Here is a 17,355-nt window from a genome sequence, read left to right as displayed (position 1 = left end):
ATCAGCCGGTCGAGGGCGTCGTACTGGTAGCTGCGCTGGCCGTGGCGGGTGTCGGTGATGTGTTCGAGATTGCCGTTGGCGCTGTAGGCAAAGTCGCGGCGGTACAGCGCACTGCGTTGATGGCCTACGGCGTGGGACTTCAAGCGGCCCTGTTCGTCGTAGGCATATTCACTGAGCAGCAAGCCCTGCTGGCGCTGCTGTTCGCGGCCGTTCTGATAAACGTGGCGGGTGAGCAAAGCGCCGTTGAGGTCGATCGCGGTCAGCGCGCCGCCCTTGGCGTAGTGGTAGTCGAGCTTGCTGTTGTCCGGCAGACGCATCCGACTGAGCTGGCCGCAGGCGTCGTAGGTGTAGCGCAAGGTGCCCCAACCCTGATGCTCGCGCACCAGGCGATCCTGCAGGTCGTATTCAAAAGCCAGTGGGTGATTCTGGCCGTCATCGACGCCGACCAAACGGCCTAAACGGTCATAGCGGTAGCTGACCTCGATGCCGTCCGGCAGGGTCTTGAGCAGCAGACGCCCAGCAGCATCACGTTGGTAGCCGGTGACCAACGTCGAGCCGTCGTCGCCGAACTCGGTCTTCTCCAGCAGGTGGCCGTTGCGGTCGTAGGCGTAGGCGGTGCGTCGGCCATCGAAGCCGGTTTCCTGTCGGATCAGTCCGGTGGGCGTGTAGTCCAGCCGGTACTTTTCGCCGGATTCGTTCTCGATTTCCGTCAGCAACAGCTGCGCATGGTCGTAGCGGTATTGCAGGCGCGTGCCGTCGGGATTGATCCGCCGGCTGACCAAATGCAGGTCGTCGTCATACTCGTAGCGGGTGATGCGCCCCAATTCATCACGCTCGGCGGTGATCTGGCCGTAGGCGCTGTAGGACCAGGCGCGGGTGGCGCCATTCGGCGAGGTGGTCTGGATCAGCCGGCCAACGGCGTCCCAGGCGTGACGGGTGACCGCCCCATGTTCGTCTTGAACCGTCGTCCGCCGCCCCAGCGCATCGTAGGAAAACTTGCGAACCCCACCGTCCGGCAGACTTTCTTCGACCAGTTGGCCCAGGTCGTTCCACACGAACACGTGCCGACCCGAATCCGGATAACGGATCGACAGCAACCGGCCCTGTGCATCGTGGTGGTAATGGGTGACATGGCCGTCCGGGTCGACCGCTTCGGTGATGTCACCCTGGGCATTGCGCCGGTACGTCCACACCGCATCGCCACGTGAACGGCTGTGCAGGAAACCGTTGCGGTACTCGTAGGACGTCGGCGCATCGTCCGGCGGAATCAGCGCGATCAGCCGTCCGGCATCGTCGTAGCGGTATTCGGTGACCGCGCCCAGCGCATCCTGCTCGGCGACCAGCCGGCCCTGCGTGTCGTAGGCCTTGAGCTGCTCACCACCGTCGGCGGCAACCTGACGCACCAGCCGCGCGGTGTCGTCGTGGACGTAAGTTTCCTCAGTCCCATCGACGTAATGCACCGTGACACGGCCGGCGTCATCCCAGACGTAACGCGTGTCCATCTGCGAAAACGACGCCCAGTGCCGCACGCAACGCGCGGCCTTGCCGGCACGTTCCCACGCCCAGAAGAAGCTCGCGCCGCCCGTTAACTGCCGTTGCAGGATGACGTGCTGGTCGTCGTAGTCGTAACGCTCGCTTTCACCGACCGCGTTGATTGCCTCGATCAATCGATGGCGGGCATCGAAGCGGTAACTGGCCAGCGTCTGCTCGGTACGCCAAGTGGCTTCGCGCCAGACCTGATAGTCCACGGCCACCAGATGCGCCCGCTCATAGCGCAGCAACAAAGAGCGACCAACGCCGTTGTCGAGGCGCTCAACGCGATCCAGACGATCCCGCGAAATACGCAAGCGGTTGCCATACGCATCGCTGACCGCCGTCAGACACCCACCCCGAAAGTGATAAAACCGCGCCGCGTCCCCCGCCAGCGCAACAATCAGCTCCTGCGGCTCATCCCCGAGAAAGATCGCCGCCCGCGACAGGCTGTTGTGGATCGCCGGCCGCTCGACACTCGGCAACGGAAACCGCGTACGCCGGTTCTCATGGTCCACCCAGACCACCGAAGCACCATCGACCTCCAGCCGATGCGCCAGCGAGTGACTCCAGCCAAACCCCAGCCCGAGATCAATCTCGGCCGCACTGCTGCGATACAAACGGCTGAACTCAAACGGCAGCAGACCATCGAGCACACCATCGGTCAGCGTCAGCAGCTCTTCGCCAGTGACCATCGACACCGGACACCCGTTGGTGCAGGTTCGCGGTGCACAATCGGCGCTATCACCGTTGGGGTTCTTCGCCTGATCCGAAGCCTCATCGCGAGGCTCATGCCGTTCCATGCGCGTCATGCCGTGGGACTTGTCACGGGCAATGGCCGCCGGATTGGGTACCGTCAGCACCAGCGCATCCGTCGTGCGAACTTCAAGCGGAATAGCCGGTGTCGGCCGCAACGGTGCCGGACCTGCATTGACCATCAACGGTTTCAAAGCGCTCGCATGTCGGGTCAGGTCAGGCGCCGAGGTCATCTCCGCCAGCCGCAACGCTGACGCCGCCAGCCATTCCCGCGCACGTGGCGACTTGATCTTGTCCAGTACCTGGGTGCTCAACCGCAGCGGCACACCCATGCCACCCGACACACACATCAGCAGAAAACTGACCAGCAATTCGGCCCGAACCTCAGCCACCACCTCGGCCAGATACTGCGGCGGCAACATCTTCAGCCAGCTGGTTAAGGCCGCCAGATAAATGAACAGCAACGGCTCGTCGCTGAGCATCAGCAAGCCATTGGCAATGGCCTCGCTGGACGCCTCGAGCAAGGCATCCAGTTCAGCGCTGGACAGGTACTGCAGAAGCTTTTCGCTGTTGGCCTGCAAATCGGCGAGCAACGCGAACAGTTGCTTCACGTCATCCCAAACACCATTGAGCGCGGATTCGAAACCGTGCCAGTCAGCCCGTTGCAACTGCCCGTAACGCTCGGTGAAACCGGCGCTGGAAAACGCCGTCCACTGCGGTTGAAACCCTTTCCATTCCTCACGCAGCCAGCCTTCCAGACCATCAAGGAGCCCCTGATACGAGGCGTACAACGTCTGGATATGCGCGGTGGAAACATCGGGAAAGAAGGTGATGCGATAACGCTGGCCCCGGTCGCAATCGTCGACCTCGAGAATGCCGCTGGGGCCGATGGTGTAATGCAGTGGATCGCCGAAACCCAGAACACCGTCGACATCGGAAATGACCGGTTCAAGAATCACCGGCGTATCACCGATCGGCACAAACCGTGCGGCTTCGAACATGTGCACCAGCGCCAGGGAGCCGCTGGCGGGACACATGGCGACAGAGGAACTGATGGGGTTGCGGCTGGTGACCGGCGCACGGAGCCGGACATCGTTGCCGACCTGGAACACCTGCTCGACACCCAGCGCGGTGCCTGTCCAGAACTGTTCGGCCCAGGCGTCATAGTTATTGAGACAAAGGCGAAACTCCTGAAACAGCTTTTCGACGTCAGGCTGATCGGGGTTCAGCGCGGCGACCACCAGCAAACCAATGCTGTTGTTCAGTTTCAGGAGTGGGTCAGGTGGAAGCATTCGCAGTCACTCGCGCGCATCAGGGGAATGGCGCGAAACTTTGCGGGGGATCAAACAGGAAAGAAGTCAGCCGAGTAGGCGATGTCTGTAGGGCGATTCTCTAAATGTGCAGGAGGGCGTTCGCCGGACAGCCGACATTGCCCGTTGCTCAAACTTGGCCGCGCTCGTTATGCTGCTGAACCCTTTAATCAGATCCGAGCAGCGGCGCTATCCACGCCGCCCGGGATGTCTTTGATAACGGATCCGATGATGAATGCACCGCTGAAGGCGTTCGGCCCGATCAAGGCCGTGATTTTCGATATGGACGGTTTGCTGCTGGACACCGAGGGCATCTACACCGAGGTTACCTCGCTGATTGCCGAGCGGTACGGGCGCACGTTCGACTGGAGCATCAAGCAGAACATCATCGGTCGTGGCGCCGGCGATCTCGCGCGTTATGTGGTCGAAGCGCTGGACCTGCCGATCACCGCTGAAGAGTTTCTGGTGATTCGCGAGCCGCTGATGCGTGAGCGTTTTCCCACCGCGCAAGCGATGCCGGGCGCCGAGGAACTGATCCGCCACCTCAAGGCGCACAACATTCCGATTGCCGTCGGCACCAGCTCATCGCGTCAGTCGTTCGGTCAGAAAACCACGTTGCACCGCGACTGGTTCGCGTTGTTCGACTTCATCGTCACCGCTGACGACCCTGAAGTCGGTGCGGCCAAACCGGCGCCGGACATCTTCCTCACCGCTGCTCGCCGCCTCGGTGTTGCGCCGGAAGATTGCCTGGTGTTCGAAGATTCGCCGTTCGGTGTGACAGCCGCGAAAGCAGCCGGCATGACTGCCATCGCCATTCCCGATGCCGCCATGGCCGATGAAAAATACGCACACGCCGACGGGATTCTTCGTACGTTGAAAGCGTTCACGCCAAGTGCTTGCGGGTTGCCGGCGCTCGACTGGGCTTGATCAAATCGCGAACAAAAAAACGCCGCCCCTCTGTCAAAGGAGGGGCGGCGTTTTTCGTAATCGACTATCCGATCAATCAGGCGCCGAAACCACCGTCGATGGTCAGGCTGGCCCCGGTGATATAACCGGCCTCCGGGCTTGCGAGGTAGGCGACGAAGCTGGCAATTTCCTCGGCTTTACCGTAACGACCCACCGCCATCAACGGAATCAGGCTGTCGGCGAACTCGCCGTGGGCCGGGTTCATATCGGTATCGACCGGGCCGGGTTGCACGTTGTTGATGGTGATGCCGCGTGGGCCGAGGTCGCGGGCCAGGCCTTTGGTCAGGCCGACCAGTGCGGATTTGCTCATTGCATACACGCCGCCACCGGCGAAGGGCATGCGGTCGGCGTTGGTGCTGCCGATGTTGATGATGCGCGAGCCTTCGCCCATGTGCTTGGCGGCTTCCTGGCTGGCGATGAACACGCTGCGCACGTTGATTGCCAGGGTCTGGTCGAAGTCTTCCAGCTTGAAATCTTCCAGCGGCGCGACGGCCAGCACACCGGCGTTGTTGACCAGAATGTCGAGGCGGCCAAAGGTTTCGACGGTCGCGTTCACCGCGTTGCGGATGGCGCCGGCATCGGCGCTGTCGGCCTTGATTGCCAAGGCTTTGCCGCCGGTGGCGGTGATGCTGTTTTGCAGTTCTTCAGCCTTGGCGGCGGAGCTGACGTAGGTAAAGGCAACCGCGGCGCCTTCAGCGGCCAGGCGTTTGACGATGGCGGCACCGATGCCGCGAGAGCCGCCTTGAATCAGAGCGACTTTACCGTTGAGGTGTTGAGTGGTCATGTTCGATCTCCAGAAGTTTCAAGGCAGGCTGCCTTGGTGTGGTGTCGAGTATCTGCCCCTCGCCACCGGGCGAGTAGACCGTGGTTGCTATAGTCTGTGTAAACCAAAAGTTTAGAGTGGCGGCCATGGAAACCTTCAGCAGTATCGAATGCTTCGTGCGCAGCGCCGAAGTCGGCAGCTTTGCCGAGGCCGCGCGACGCCTGAGCCTGACGCCGGCCGCCGTGGGCAAAAGCGTGGCGAAACTGGAAGCGCGCCTCGGCGTGAGGCTGTTCCAGCGTAGCACCCGTCGCTTGACCCTGACGGAAGCGGGGCAATTGTTTCTGAGTGAGGTCAGCGGCAGCCTCACCACCATCCAGAATGCCGTGAACAATCTGGCCAGTGCCGGCGGTCAACCGGCCGGTACGCTGAAAGTCAGCATGGGCACGGTGTTCGGCCGCTTGTACATCGTGCCGTTGCTGGGGGAGTTCCTGACAAGGTTTCCGGCGATCAACCCGGACTGGCACTTCGATAACCGACAGGTCGATCTGATCGGCCAGGGGTTCGATGCGGCGATTGGCGGTGGCTTTGAGCTGCCCCAAGGCGTGGTGGCGCGCAGGCTGACGCCGGCGCATCGGGTGTTGGTGGCTTCCAAGGATTATCTGGATCGATACGCGCCGATCAGCGAGCCAGACGAGCTCAAGCTGCACGACGGCATCCTGATCCGCTCACCGCAGACCGGTCGCGTGCGCTCCTGGCAGTTGACGCATCGCACCCGACAACACAGCCCGCTGACCCTCAAGGCACGAATGACCATGAGTGATTCCGAAGCCGCCTGCGCCACGGCGGCGCAGGGGTTGGGGATTGCGCTGGTGAGTATGCCTTTTGCCGTCGGCTATCTTGAGGCGGGGACGTTGCAGCGGGTCCTGCCGGACTGGTACGTCGACGACGGCAACATCTCCATTTATTACGCCGAACACAAATTGCTGCCGGGCAAGACCCGGGCGTTCGTCGATTTTGTCATCGAGCAGTTTTCAACCTTGGGCCTCGCCGAACGGTTCAACGCGCAAAACGTGCTGGCCAGCCAATAATGGTTTTCGGCCGTGGCGTCGCATAGGTACGCACCTTGGAGGTCGACAGGCCCAGTCGTACCAGCGACTCGGCGATGGTCACAGCGGCGGTGACGCCATCGATCACTGGCACCCCGGTGCGCTGACGGATCTTCTCATCAAGCCCGGCCATGCCGCCGCAACCGAGGCAGATAACTTCGGCTTTATCCTGAGTGACCGCCAGTTCAGCCTGATGCACGATCGCTTCCAGCGCCCGCTGCGGTTCGTGTTCCAGCTCCAGAACCGCCAGGCCACTGGCTCGCACCGAGGCGCATCGATCCCACAGGCCGGAGAGTTTCAGGCGATCCTCGATCAGCGGCACGGTGCGATCCAGCGTGGTGACCACCGAATAGGCGTGGCCCAGAAACATTGCGGTGCTGGCGGCGGCATCGGTGATGTCGACCACGGGAACGTTGAGCAACTCCTGCAAACCTTCACGACCGTGCTCGCCGTAGCCGGCCTGGATCACCGCGTCGAACGGCTGGTCGTAGGACATCACCCGGTCCATCACGGCGATGGCGGCCAGGTAACTTTCGAAATTGCCTTCGACTGAATCGGCGCCGAAATGCGGCGTCAGCCCGACGATTTCGGTGCCGGGGGAGGCGACAGCCTGCGCCGAACGGGCGATGGCCTGGGTGATGGATTCGGTGGTGTTGACGTTGACCACGAGGATGCGCATGGGAAGTCCTTAATACGGTTGGTTCTGCGGCCCGGCGAAGGGCCGCCAAAAGAGTCAGTGGCTGACGTTGTCGACGGCGATGGCTTCACCGTCGACGTCGGCGTAGTGCGGCTGGCGTTTGGCGATGATCAGATAGAGCATTCCGGCAATGCCGGCACCGATCAGCCAGGAGAAGGGCGAAACGCTGTGGAAGCCCGGCACCAGCGCCAGGACGATGGCGATCAGCGCGGCCGGAATGAACGCCGCCACGGCCCGCAGATTGACCCCGCGGCTGTAGAAATACGCGCCGTTCGGATCTTCGCTGTACAGCTGCGGCACGTGGATCCGGCCTTTTCGGATCAGCCAGTAGTCGACCATGATCACGCCGTACAACGGGCCGAGCAGGGCGCCCAGGCCTGACAGGAAATACACGATGACCAGCGGGCTGTTGTAGAGATTCCACGGCAGGATCAGCACGGCAATCGTTGCGCTGATCAGCCCGGCGCGGCGGAAGGTCAGGTATTTAGGCGCCAGGTTGCTGAGCACGAAGGCCGGGGCGACGAAGTTGGCCATGATGTTCACCGCTACGGTGACGATCAGGAACGCCAGGCAGCCGAGCACCAGAAAGAACGTGTTGGGGATCGACGCGATGATCTCGGTCGGGCTTTCGATGATCCGGCCGTTGATCTGAAATTGGGCACCGCACAGCAGAACGGTGATCCCGGCGAACACCAGAATATTCACCGGCAGGCCCCAGAAGTTTCCGACCTTGATGGTTTTGCGGCACGGCGAAGAACGGGCGAAGTCGCAGAAGTTGAGGATCAGCGTGCCGTAGATCGCCAGCCACAAGGCGCCGCCGGCGAAGATGTTGCGCCACATCTCGCCGCCGGTCAGTGGTTCGCGGATCGACCAGGCAATGGTCGCGTTGGCCTGGGTGTACATCCACGCGGCGAGGCAGGCGACGGTCAGCAGAATCACCGGCCCGGCGAAGGCTTCGTACCGGCGGACCATTTCCATGCCGTAGGCGAGGATCGCCAGCTGCACGAACCAGATCGCCACGAAACACACCCAGCCCAGGCTCGACAGGCCGAGGATCGAGTCGTGGTCGTAGTCGGCGAAACCGGGATGGATCGCCGTGAGCAACACGCGAAACACCACCGACGCCAGGTATGTCTGAATGCCGAACCAGGCGATGGCGATCACCGCCCGGATCAATGCAGGAATCTGTGCCCCGTGAATGCCGAAACTGATCCGGCTGATCACCGGAAACGGCACGCCGGTTTTCTGCCCCATGTAACCGGACAGGTTCATGAAGAAGTACACCAGCGCCGCGCCGATCCCCAGCGACAGCAGAATCTGCCAGCCGCCCAGGCCCAGGGCGTACAGGCCGATGGCAAACGAGTAGTTGGCGATGTTGTGCACATCGTTGGTCCACAGGGCAAAGATGCTGTATTTGCCCCAGCGCCGTCCTTCGACCTTGGTCGGCGCGAGGTCGCTGTTGTGCAGACGCGGGCTCAACTGCAGCGGTTCGGCAATGCCATCACCGGGCACGCTGTGGTCGAAGGTGGAAGAGGCGGGCAGATTCAGCGCGATGTTGTTATTGGAGAGACTCGTACGCATTCCGGCAGGCTCCTGATGTTCGTGCCGCGATGACTGTGCATGAGCGTTCGGGCTCGGCAGATCTTCGTCGCGACGGTGAAGCATCACTGGTTACGGGGCATCTGCAGCCTGTACGGGATAGGGCGCTTCAGGCTTGCGGATCGAAAGTGTGGGTTCATGTTTTGCGGTTTTGTATACAAAACATGTATGCACCAAAGCCAGATCTGTGCCAGACGTCGATCTATGAAAACCATCGCTGATTTCGAAAAGTTATTGATGTTCGCCAAGTCATTGAAATGCTGGCGATATAAATTGACCGTTCGAACAGGTATTTATTTTTCGGGTGGGATTTTGGCGGGCGCCGGGAGGGAGTGTTTTTTGAGCTTTATGTAACTTTTCAGGGCGCAGAAATGAAAAGTGCACACATAAATGGCACCGATGGTGACATTCGCGTGTACACATTTTTCAAGACGGGTGGTGAACACTGTGGGAGCTGACTTGCTCCCACGGGATATCAGGGATCTTATGCCTTGCTGATGATGTTCCCCGCATGCAACCCGCATTCTTTCTGAGTCGCTTCTTCCCACCACCAGCGACCTTCACGTTCGTGCTGGTTCGGCAGGACAGGGCGGGTGCACGGTTCGCAGCCGATGCTGATGAAGCCGCGCTCATGCAGGCTGTTGTACGGCAGCTCCAGCATGCGGATGTAGCCCCAGATTTCCTCGCTGGTCATCTGCGCCAGCGGGTTGAATTTGTACAGGGTGCGCTCCGGGGTGGAGAACGCTGTATCGATTTCCATCACCGCAACAGCGCTGCGGGTGCCAGGGCTCTGGTCGCGTCGTTGGCCGGTGGCCCAGGCCTTCACATCGGAGAGCTTGCGGCGCAGCGGTTCGATCTTGCGGATGCCGCAGCATTCGCCATGGCCGTCCTTGTAGAAGCTGAACAGGCCTTTTTCCTTCACGAACGGTTCAAGTTTCGTGTAGTCCGGCGAGACCAGTTCGATATCGATCTTATAGTGCTCGCGCACCTGATCGATGAAGCGATAGGTTTCCGGATGCAGGCGGCCGGTGTCGAGACTGAACACCTTGACGTTCTTGTTCAGCTTCCAGGCCATGTCCACCAGCACCACATCCTCGGCGCCGCTGAAAGATATCCACAGGTCATCGCCGAACTCGGCGAACGCGAGTTTGAGGATGTCCTGCGCGGATTTGTTGGCATAGGTCGTGGCGAGTTCCACGACGTCGAACGTTGGGCTCATCAGGGCGGCTTCCTACAGGTCGGTGGCGCTGGGCGCTCTATATGGCGGCGATGGTAACAAAAAGCAACGCCCGCCGGGGCAGCCTCTGCGTTGCGCGGTCCAGGTCGAGCCGCTAGAGTTCGGGCTCGCTCGGCTCAATAAACATTACAAATGGAGTGTCCTGTGGAAATTGCCTGTCTTGATCTTGAAGGGGTGCTGGTACCGGAAATCTGGATCGCCTTCGCCGAAAAAACCGGAATCGAATCGCTCAAGGCCACCACCCGGGACATTCCCGACTACGACGTGCTGATGAAACAGCGCCTGCGCATCCTCGACGAGCATGGCCTGAAACTTTCGGACATCCAGGAAGTGATCGCCACCCTCAAGCCGCTCGACGGCGCGGTGGAGTTCGTTGACTGGCTGCGCGAGCGTTTCCAGGTGGTGATTCTGTCGGATACGTTCTATGAGTTCTCCCAGCCGCTGATGCGTCAGTTGGGCTTTCCGACCTTGCTCTGCCATCGACTGATTACCGATGACAGCGGGCGAGTGACCAGCTACCAGTTGCGTCAGAAAGATCCGAAGCGGCAGTCGGTTCTGGCCTTCAAGAGTCTGTATTACCGGGTGATTGCGGCGGGGGATTCCTACAACGACACCAGCATGCTGGGCGAAGCGGATGCGGGGATTCTGTTTCATGCGCCGGATAACGTGATCCGCGAGTTTCCGCAGTTTCCGGCGGTGCATACGTTTGCCGAGTTGAAGCAGGAGTTTCTCAAGGCCTCCAACCGCGACCTGAGCCTGTAGCCCTTTGATGATCGTTCCCACTGCGTGGGAACGATCAAGTGCTCTAGTCAGAGGGCCTGCAGGGTTTCGAGCAGGACTCTGACCTTGGTGATCGATTCCTGATACTCCGCTTCCCAGTCCGAATCGGCGACAATCCCGCCACCGCCCCAGCAGCACACCTGCCCATCCTTCACCAGCAGACTGCGAATGGCGATAGAGCTGTCCATCTCGCCGCGCACGTCCAGATACAGCAACGAACCGCAATACAAACCACGCCGGGTCGGCTCCAGTTCATCGATGATTTGCATCGCACGGATTTTCGGTGCGCCGGTGATCGAGCCGCCGGGGAAGCTGCCGGCAATCAGGTCCAGGGCGTCGCGATCCTGCGCCAGCTCACCGGTCACGCTGCTGACCAGATGATGCACGTTCGGATAGCTTTCCAGGCTGAACAGCTCTGGCACCCGCACCGAGCCGATACGGCAGGTGCGGCCCAGGTCATTGCGCAGCAGGTCGACGATCATCAGGTTTTCCGCGCGATCCTTGGGGCTGGCCAGCAACTCGGCGGCGTTCGCTGCATCTTCGGCCGGGGTCGCGCCACGGGGGCGGGTGCCCTTGATCGGGCGGGTTTCCACCTGGCGCTGGCTGACTTTGACGAAACGCTCGGGCGACAGGCTCAGCACTGCGTTGCCGTCGGGAAGGCTCTGGAACCCGGAAAACGGCGTCGGGCAGGCCTCACGCAATTTGCAGTAGGCCAGCCATGGATCGCCCTGGCACGGCGCGCGGAAACGCTGAGCGAAATTGACCTGATAGCAGTCGCCGGCCTGTATGTAGTGCTGGATACGCTCGAAGGCCTGACGGTACTCGTCGGCTGAAAGATCTGCCGCCATCGGGCTGCTCAGCTTGAACGGGGTCAGTTCCGTGCCCACTGTTTGGCTGAATACATCGATCAACCGCTGTTTCTCGCTGGCGCTGACCGACGGGTGGAACACCAGCTGGCTGGTGGCCGATTGGTGATCGCTGATCAAGGCCCAGTCGTACAGACCAAATCGCGCATCGGGCAATTGCAGGTCATCCAGGGCCTGACTCGGCAGGTTTTCCAGATGCCGGCCGAAGTCGTAGCTCAGGTAGCCGATCAGGCCGCCGGCGAAAGGCAATTCGTACCCGTCGGGCAATTGCGCGTCGCCCAACCGGGTCAGATTGGTCCGTAGGCGTTGCAGGAAATCTTCCCCGCGCTCGTCCGGCAACACCGCCAGTTGTTCCAGCGGCCAGGCGCTGAGCAGGTCATAACGGCCACGGTCGGCACTCGGTCGGCCACTGTCGAGCAGCACGGCGCCGGGCGCATGGCGGACGGCCGCAAAATAGTCGGCGGGGTTGGCGCGGTAGGGCAGCGGGTGTACGGAACAGGTCAACATGGGCGGGGCAGATCGGCCATCGAGGCGGGGTGGGGATTGTAGTCCCCTCAGCTCTTAGATATCAAAATCAAAAGCAACCCCCTCACCCCAGCCCTCTCCCCCAAGGGGGCGAGGGGGAAGGGAGCCGAACTCTATGCTTTTCAAAACTTAAGTTCGACTCGGTATCTCAGGTCGATGTAACTCGAATAATCAACTCGGTCAGTCCCCTCTCCCTCCGGGAGAGGGTCAGGGTGAGGGTGCTTTTTGCTTCTGAGCTTCAGCCCTCGACCGCCGGAATATGCCCAAACAACTCCTGAGCAAACGCCACGCGCTCTTCAACCGTTTCAGTCACACCACGCGCCTTCAGGTCTTCCAGATGCGCTTCCACCGCATGGGTGCGCAACGTCAGTCCGCAATCGTTGGCAATCTGGATATTCAGCCCCGGCCGCGCATTCAGCTCCAGAATCAGCGGGCCTTTTTCCTGGTCCAGCACCATGTCCACGCCGATGTAACCCAGGCCGCACAGCTCATAGCAACCGGCGGCAAGCTTCATGAATCCGTCCCAGTAGGGCAATTGCACACCGTCCACCGCATTGGTGGTGTCCGGGTGTTTGGCGATGATGTTGTTCAGCCAGGTGCCGCGCAGGGTCAGGCCGGTGGCCAGGTCGACACCGACGCCAATGGCGCCCTGATGCAGGTTGGCTTTGCCGCCGGACTGACGGGTTGGCAATCGCAGCATCGCCATCACCGGGTAACCCATCAGCACGATGATGCGGATGTCCGGCACGCCTTCGTAGCTGATGCTCTTGAAGATCTGGTCCGGGGTCACCCGATACTCGATCAGCGCCCGGTCGCGGTGGCCGCCCAGCGAATACAGGCCGGTGAGGATGCTGGAAATATGGTGCTCCAGCTCTTCGTGGCTGAGGATCTTGCCCGATACCGTGCGATAGCGGCCTTCGAAACGGTCGGCGATGACGATGATGCCGTCACCGCCGGCACCCTGGGCCGGCTTGATCACGAAGTCGCTGCGCCCGCCGATGATCTCGCCGAGCTTGTCGATTTCTTTCTCCGTGGAAATCACGCCATACAGTTCCGGCACGTGAATGCCGGCCTTGATCGCGCGTTCCTTGGTGATGATCTTGTCATCGACGATCGGGTACAGGCTGCGCTTGTTGTACTTGAGCACGTAGTCGGCGTTACGCCGATTGATGCCCATGATGCCCCGGGCTTCCAGGGCCTTCCAGGTCTTCCAGAAACCGAACATCAGGCGTCAGCCTTCTTCAGGAAAGCCTTGAAACGCACCAGCTCTGTCAGGCGGTAGCCGCGATAGCGACCCATGGCCAGCATGAAGCCCACCAGGATCAGCAGGATCGCCGGGAAGGTGAACACGAAGTACACCAGCTCCGGAACGGTCATGATCAGGTGCGCCAGGGACGCCGCGAACAGCGTGCCGATCGCCACTTTCATGGCATGGCTGGCACCGCGTTCTTCCCAGGTGATCGACAGGCGTTCGATGGTCATGGTCAGAATCACCATCGGGAACAGCGCCACCGACAGGCCACGCTCCAGACCGAGCTTGTGACTGAACAGACTGATCGCCGCAATCAGCACCACCACGAAGGTCAGCACCACCGACAGGCGCGGCAGCATTTGCAGCTTCAGGTGTTCCAGATACGAGCGCAGCGACAGCCCGAGCGCGGTGATCACGGTAAACAGCAGGATGCCGAAGCCCAGTTGCGTTTCGCGGAAGGCCAGGGCGATCAGCACCGGTGTGAACGTGCCGAGGGTCTGCAGGCCGATCAGGTTGCGCAGGATCAGGATCACCAGCACGCCGATCGGGATCATCACCATGATCATGAAGGTCTGCTGGGTTTGCAGCGGCAGGCCGTACAGCGAGTATTCGAGGAAGTTGGCGTCGGTGTTCTCGTCGGTCAGCTTGGCCAGACGAATCGCGTTCATCTCGCTGTTGTTCAGGCTGAAGGTAACGTTGGCCTTCTTGCCGCCGTCGACGGTGATCAGGTTTTCATCGCCGCTCCACCACAGCAGACGGTCGGTCGGCAGGCCTTGTTCACCGGTTTCCGGGTTGAAGTACAGCCAGTCGGTGCCGTTGAAACTGCGCAGCCACAGTTCCGGGGTTTGCGGCTGATCGGCGACGAGGCGGATGGTGTGGACTTTCTCCACCGGTACGTGGGCGATGGACAGCAGCAGTTCGACGATTTTCGCTTTGTGCGGCGTCGACGGATCGCCGGCCAGCAGCAGTTTCACGTTGTCGTCATTGACGTTGTTGACGCGTTTGATCGCCTCGCCAATGAAGGTTTCGACGTCCGCCGAGTGCTGGCGGATCGGGGCGAGCAGGGCTTCGGCGGCGATCTTTTCCGGGCCTTCGATGGCCATGCTGTCGCGGAAGGTCGGGCCTTTGACCTTGGTTTTTTCAGCGGTGTAACGCTTGGTCAGCACCAGACGGTAATAAAGCGTCTGGTTGCCCTTGGCGCGGCGTGCGGACCAGGTGACCTTGCGGTTGCCGTCGACGCGGTTGACCGCCACGCCGTAGTTGTTGGAGATAAAGCTTTCATTGAGGCTGACGTAATCGCGGCTCAGGGGCGGCACGAACATTTGGATCTTCACCGGATCCTTGGTGCTGGCGACGAACTCGACCTTGGCGTCGATGTTCCACAAGTCGTCGGTGGCGTCTTCGGTCACTGGAATGCCGAGCACGAAAATCTGATAGGCCGTAACCGAAACGCCCAGCAACACCAGGATGGTGATCAGGACTTTCAGGTGGAAGGTTAGAGAACGCATGGAAATTACTCGGCGGTATGAGCGGCGATGGCGCAGGCGGGTTTGCCGGCAGCGTATTTAAGACTGGGATCGACCAGCGCATCGAAGCGTTTCAACGCCTCGGAGCCGATCAAAAGCGGGTATTGGAACGCACTACGGTCGGTCAGGTTCACTTCGATGCTGCGCATTGCCGAACCCATGCAGATGTCCAGCTCGATCACCGGGCGGGCGGTGTACTTCTTGCCTTCTTCCGGATCGTAGTCGCCGGCGCGGCGCTTGATCTTGCTGACCCGGGCCAGCGGCCGTTCGATCGGGTGCGAATGCGCGGCGTCGATGGCCAGGTAGAAACGTACCCAGGACTCGCCGTTGCGTTTGAAGCGTTTGATGTCGCGGGCGCTCAGGGAGGCGGTTTTCGCCCCGGTGTCGAGTTTCGCCGCCACTTCCAGGTTGATCCCGTCGAGGGCAGCATATTCGTTGAGGCCGTACACGGTCTTTTCCCCCGCCGCAGCGAGGCCGGGCAGGCAAAACAGTGCAAAGAATGTGGGGAAGGGCTTGAGTCTCATAAATCCTGGCGAGCAGCGTTCCGTTCTCGGTTCAGGGCCATGGCATCAGGAAATCCTGTCTGCCCATGCGCCTTCGTGTGCCTATCAGCTTTTTATGACAAGCCGTGCAAATGACTCGCAAATGCGGGCGGCATTCTAGCACGGTGGTTTTATGGCGCCAGCGCCGGGGGCGGTCTATAACCCTTGGGGCTGATACGAAGGCTTATTAGACGATTGTCGACAATCTGTATTTATCCTTTGACTGGTGCGGGATGATTCGCTAGTTTTTGCCGCATTGGATTTAAAGGTGTCGACAATATGCTGGATCAACTCGATCCCCCGGTGATCAGCGGTGACGATTCCGAGACGCTCTCGGAAAACGTCTTCCGGCGCATTCAGGCGGCCATCGTCAAAGGTGAGATCGCCCCGGGCAGCAAGATCTCCGAGCCGGAACTGGCGCGCACCTACGGCATCAGCCGCGGGCCGCTGCGCGAGGCGATCCATCGGCTGGAGGGCCAGCGCCTGCTGGTGCGCGTGCCGCACGTTGGTGCGCGGGTGGTGTCGCTGAGCCACGCCGAATTGCTCGAACTCTACGAAATCCGCGAATCCCTCGAAGGCATGGCCTGCCGTCTGGCGGCCGAGCGCATGAGCGTCGAAGAAATCGACGAACTGCGCCGGGTGCTGGAAACCCATGAGCGCGATGCGGCGTTTCAGGCCGGCGTCGGCTACTACCAGCAGGAAGGCGATTTCGACTTTCACTACCGGATCATCCAGGGCAGCGGCAACCGCACCCTCACGCAAATGCTCTGCGGCGAGCTCTATCAACTGGTGCGCATGTACCGCATCCAGTTTTCCACCACACCCAACCGCCCGCGCCAGGCCTTTGCCGAACACCACCGGATTCTCGATGCCATCGCCGACCGTGACAGCGAGCTCGCGGAATTGTTGATGCGCCGTCACATCGGCGCCTCGAAACGCAACATCGCCCGTCACTACCAGGACGGTGCCGACAACAAGACAGCCACTGAACGAGGTGAGTCATGAGTTCCAACAAGAGCACTCCAGGCCAGCGTTTCCGCGATGCGGTCGCCAGCGAACATCCGCTGCAAGTGGTCGGGGCGATCAACGCCAACCACGCACTGCTGGCCAAGCGCGCCGGTTTCAAGGCGATTTACCTGTCGGGTGGCGGGGTGGCTGCCGGCTCCCTCGGCGTGCCGGACCTGGGCATCACCGGCCTGGATGACGTGCTGACCGACGTGCGCCGCATCACCGACGTCTGCGACCTGCCGCTGCTGGTGGACGTGGACACCGGTTTCGGCGCGTCGGCGTTCAACGTGGCCCGCACCGTCAAGTCGATGATCAAGTTTGGCGCGGCGGCGATTCACATCGAAGACCAGGTCGGCGCCAAGCGCTGCGGCCACCGTCCGAACAAAGAAATCGTGACCCAGCAGGAAATGGTCGATCGCATCAAGGCTGCCGTCGATGCCCGCACCGATGACAGTTTCGTGATCATGGCCCGCACCGACGCGCTGGCCGTTGAAGGCCTGGAATCGGCACTGGATCGCGCCGCCGCGTGCATCGAGGCCGGCGCCGACATGATCTTCCCGGAAGCCATCACTGAGCTTGAGATGTACAAGCTGTTCGCCAGCCGCGTGAAAGCGCCGATCCTGGCCAACATCACCGAATTCGGCTCGACGCCGCTGTACACCACCGAGCAACTGGCCGGCGCCGATGTGTCGCTGGTGCTGTACCCGCTGTCGGCGTTCCGCGCGATGAACAAGGCCGCCGAAAACGTCTACACCGCGATCCGCCGCGACGGCACTCAGCAGAATGTCATCGACACCATGCAGACTCGCATGGAGCTTTACGATCGCATCGATTACCACACCTTCGAGCAGAAGCTCGACGCGTTGTTTGCGGCGAAGAAGTAAGCCGCAAC

14 protein-coding genes are annotated in these 17,355 nt (G+C 61.1%); 5 read left to right on the top strand and 9 right to left on the bottom strand.

Features of this window, described 5'->3' with window-relative positions:
- The coding region (locus QLG12_RS25655) for a DUF6531 domain-containing protein (protein ID WP_282475435.1) at positions 1-3,578 on the bottom strand (3,578 nt) is incomplete at its 3' end.
- A gap of 249 nt (positions 3,579-3,827) precedes the next feature.
- Between QLG12_RS25655 and QLG12_RS25650 the strand changes: the two genes are divergently transcribed.
- The gene (locus QLG12_RS25650; RefSeq protein WP_007960113.1) at positions 3,828-4,523 is read left to right on the top strand and encodes an HAD-IA family hydrolase; all 696 of its coding nucleotides are present in this window, start codon (positions 3,828-3,830) and stop codon (positions 4,521-4,523) included.
- Between the two features lie 76 nt (positions 4,524-4,599).
- Here the strand turns inward: QLG12_RS25650 and QLG12_RS25645 are convergent, their stop codons facing one another.
- The gene (locus QLG12_RS25645; RefSeq protein ID WP_282475434.1) at positions 4,600-5,346 is read right to left on the bottom strand and encodes a 3-oxoacyl-ACP reductase family protein; all 747 of its coding nucleotides are present in this window, start codon (positions 5,344-5,346) and stop codon (positions 4,600-4,602) included.
- A 125-nt stretch (positions 5,347-5,471) separates the two neighbouring features.
- Here QLG12_RS25645 and QLG12_RS25640 point away from each other — a divergent pair, with 125 nt between their 5' ends.
- The gene (locus QLG12_RS25640) at positions 5,472-6,413 is read left to right on the top strand and encodes a LysR family transcriptional regulator (RefSeq protein WP_197869528.1); all 942 of its coding nucleotides are present in this window, start codon (positions 5,472-5,474) and stop codon (positions 6,411-6,413) included.
- On the opposite strand, the gene QLG12_RS25635 is transcribed toward QLG12_RS25640, so the two are convergent.
- From QLG12_RS25635 to QLG12_RS25625, 3 genes are all read right to left on the bottom strand, one after another.
- Entirely contained in the window at positions 6,382-7,110 is a 729-nt protein-coding gene (locus tag QLG12_RS25635) for an aspartate/glutamate racemase family protein (RefSeq protein WP_007960127.1), read from the bottom strand. The genes QLG12_RS25640 and QLG12_RS25635 overlap by 32 nt on opposite strands.
- 54 nt (positions 7,111-7,164) lie before the next feature.
- The gene (locus QLG12_RS25630) at positions 7,165-8,709 is read right to left on the bottom strand and encodes an NCS1 family nucleobase:cation symporter-1 (protein WP_282475433.1); all 1,545 of its coding nucleotides are present in this window, start codon (positions 8,707-8,709) and stop codon (positions 7,165-7,167) included.
- A 502-nt stretch (positions 8,710-9,211) separates the two neighbouring features.
- The gene (locus QLG12_RS25625; protein ID WP_039769972.1) at positions 9,212-9,946 is read right to left on the bottom strand and encodes a phosphoadenylyl-sulfate reductase; all 735 of its coding nucleotides are present in this window, start codon (positions 9,944-9,946) and stop codon (positions 9,212-9,214) included.
- Between the two features lie 162 nt (positions 9,947-10,108).
- Between QLG12_RS25625 and thrH the strand changes: the two genes are divergently transcribed.
- Complete coding sequence (gene thrH, locus QLG12_RS25620) at positions 10,109-10,726, top strand: bifunctional phosphoserine phosphatase/homoserine phosphotransferase ThrH (RefSeq protein WP_041067615.1); 618 nt, start codon at positions 10,109-10,111, stop codon at positions 10,724-10,726.
- Positions 10,727-10,773: 47 nt separating this feature from the next.
- Here thrH and pabB read toward each other — a convergent pair whose 3' ends face one another.
- The 4 genes from pabB to QLG12_RS25600 form a co-directional block, all read right to left on the bottom strand.
- Positions 10,774-12,117, bottom strand: coding sequence for an aminodeoxychorismate synthase component I (pabB, locus tag QLG12_RS25615; protein ID WP_282475432.1), 1,344 nt, complete (start codon positions 12,115-12,117; stop codon positions 10,774-10,776).
- Between the two features lie 256 nt (positions 12,118-12,373).
- The gene (locus QLG12_RS25610) at positions 12,374-13,360 is read right to left on the bottom strand and encodes an alpha-L-glutamate ligase-like protein (protein WP_197869525.1); all 987 of its coding nucleotides are present in this window, start codon (positions 13,358-13,360) and stop codon (positions 12,374-12,376) included.
- The gene (locus QLG12_RS25605; protein ID WP_039769978.1) at positions 13,360-14,895 is read right to left on the bottom strand and encodes an inactive transglutaminase family protein; all 1,536 of its coding nucleotides are present in this window, start codon (positions 14,893-14,895) and stop codon (positions 13,360-13,362) included. Before QLG12_RS25605 ends, QLG12_RS25610 begins: the two co-directional genes overlap by 1 nt.
- A gap of 5 nt (positions 14,896-14,900) precedes the next feature.
- Entirely contained in the window at positions 14,901-15,437 is a 537-nt protein-coding gene (locus QLG12_RS25600; RefSeq protein ID WP_011333239.1) for an ATP-dependent zinc protease, read from the bottom strand.
- 300 nt (positions 15,438-15,737) lie between these two features.
- Between QLG12_RS25600 and QLG12_RS25595 the strand changes: the two genes are divergently transcribed.
- Both QLG12_RS25595 and prpB read left to right on the top strand, forming a co-directional pair.
- Positions 15,738-16,460: a GntR family transcriptional regulator gene (locus QLG12_RS25595; protein WP_197869547.1), complete on the top strand. Its 723-nt coding sequence runs from the start codon at positions 15,738-15,740 to the stop codon at positions 16,458-16,460.
- Entirely contained in the window at positions 16,457-17,347 is an 891-nt protein-coding gene (gene prpB / locus QLG12_RS25590) for a methylisocitrate lyase (RefSeq protein ID WP_007951973.1), read from the top strand. The genes QLG12_RS25595 and prpB overlap by 4 nt, the downstream gene beginning before the upstream one ends.
- Positions 17,348-17,355: the final 8 nt, after the last annotated feature.

Source organism: Pseudomonas sp. V88_4, from assembly GCF_029967985.1.
GTDB classification, from domain to species: Bacteria; Pseudomonadota; Gammaproteobacteria; order Pseudomonadales; family Pseudomonadaceae; genus Aquipseudomonas; species Aquipseudomonas glycinae.
This window is presented reverse-complemented; position numbering and strand designations above follow the sequence as displayed.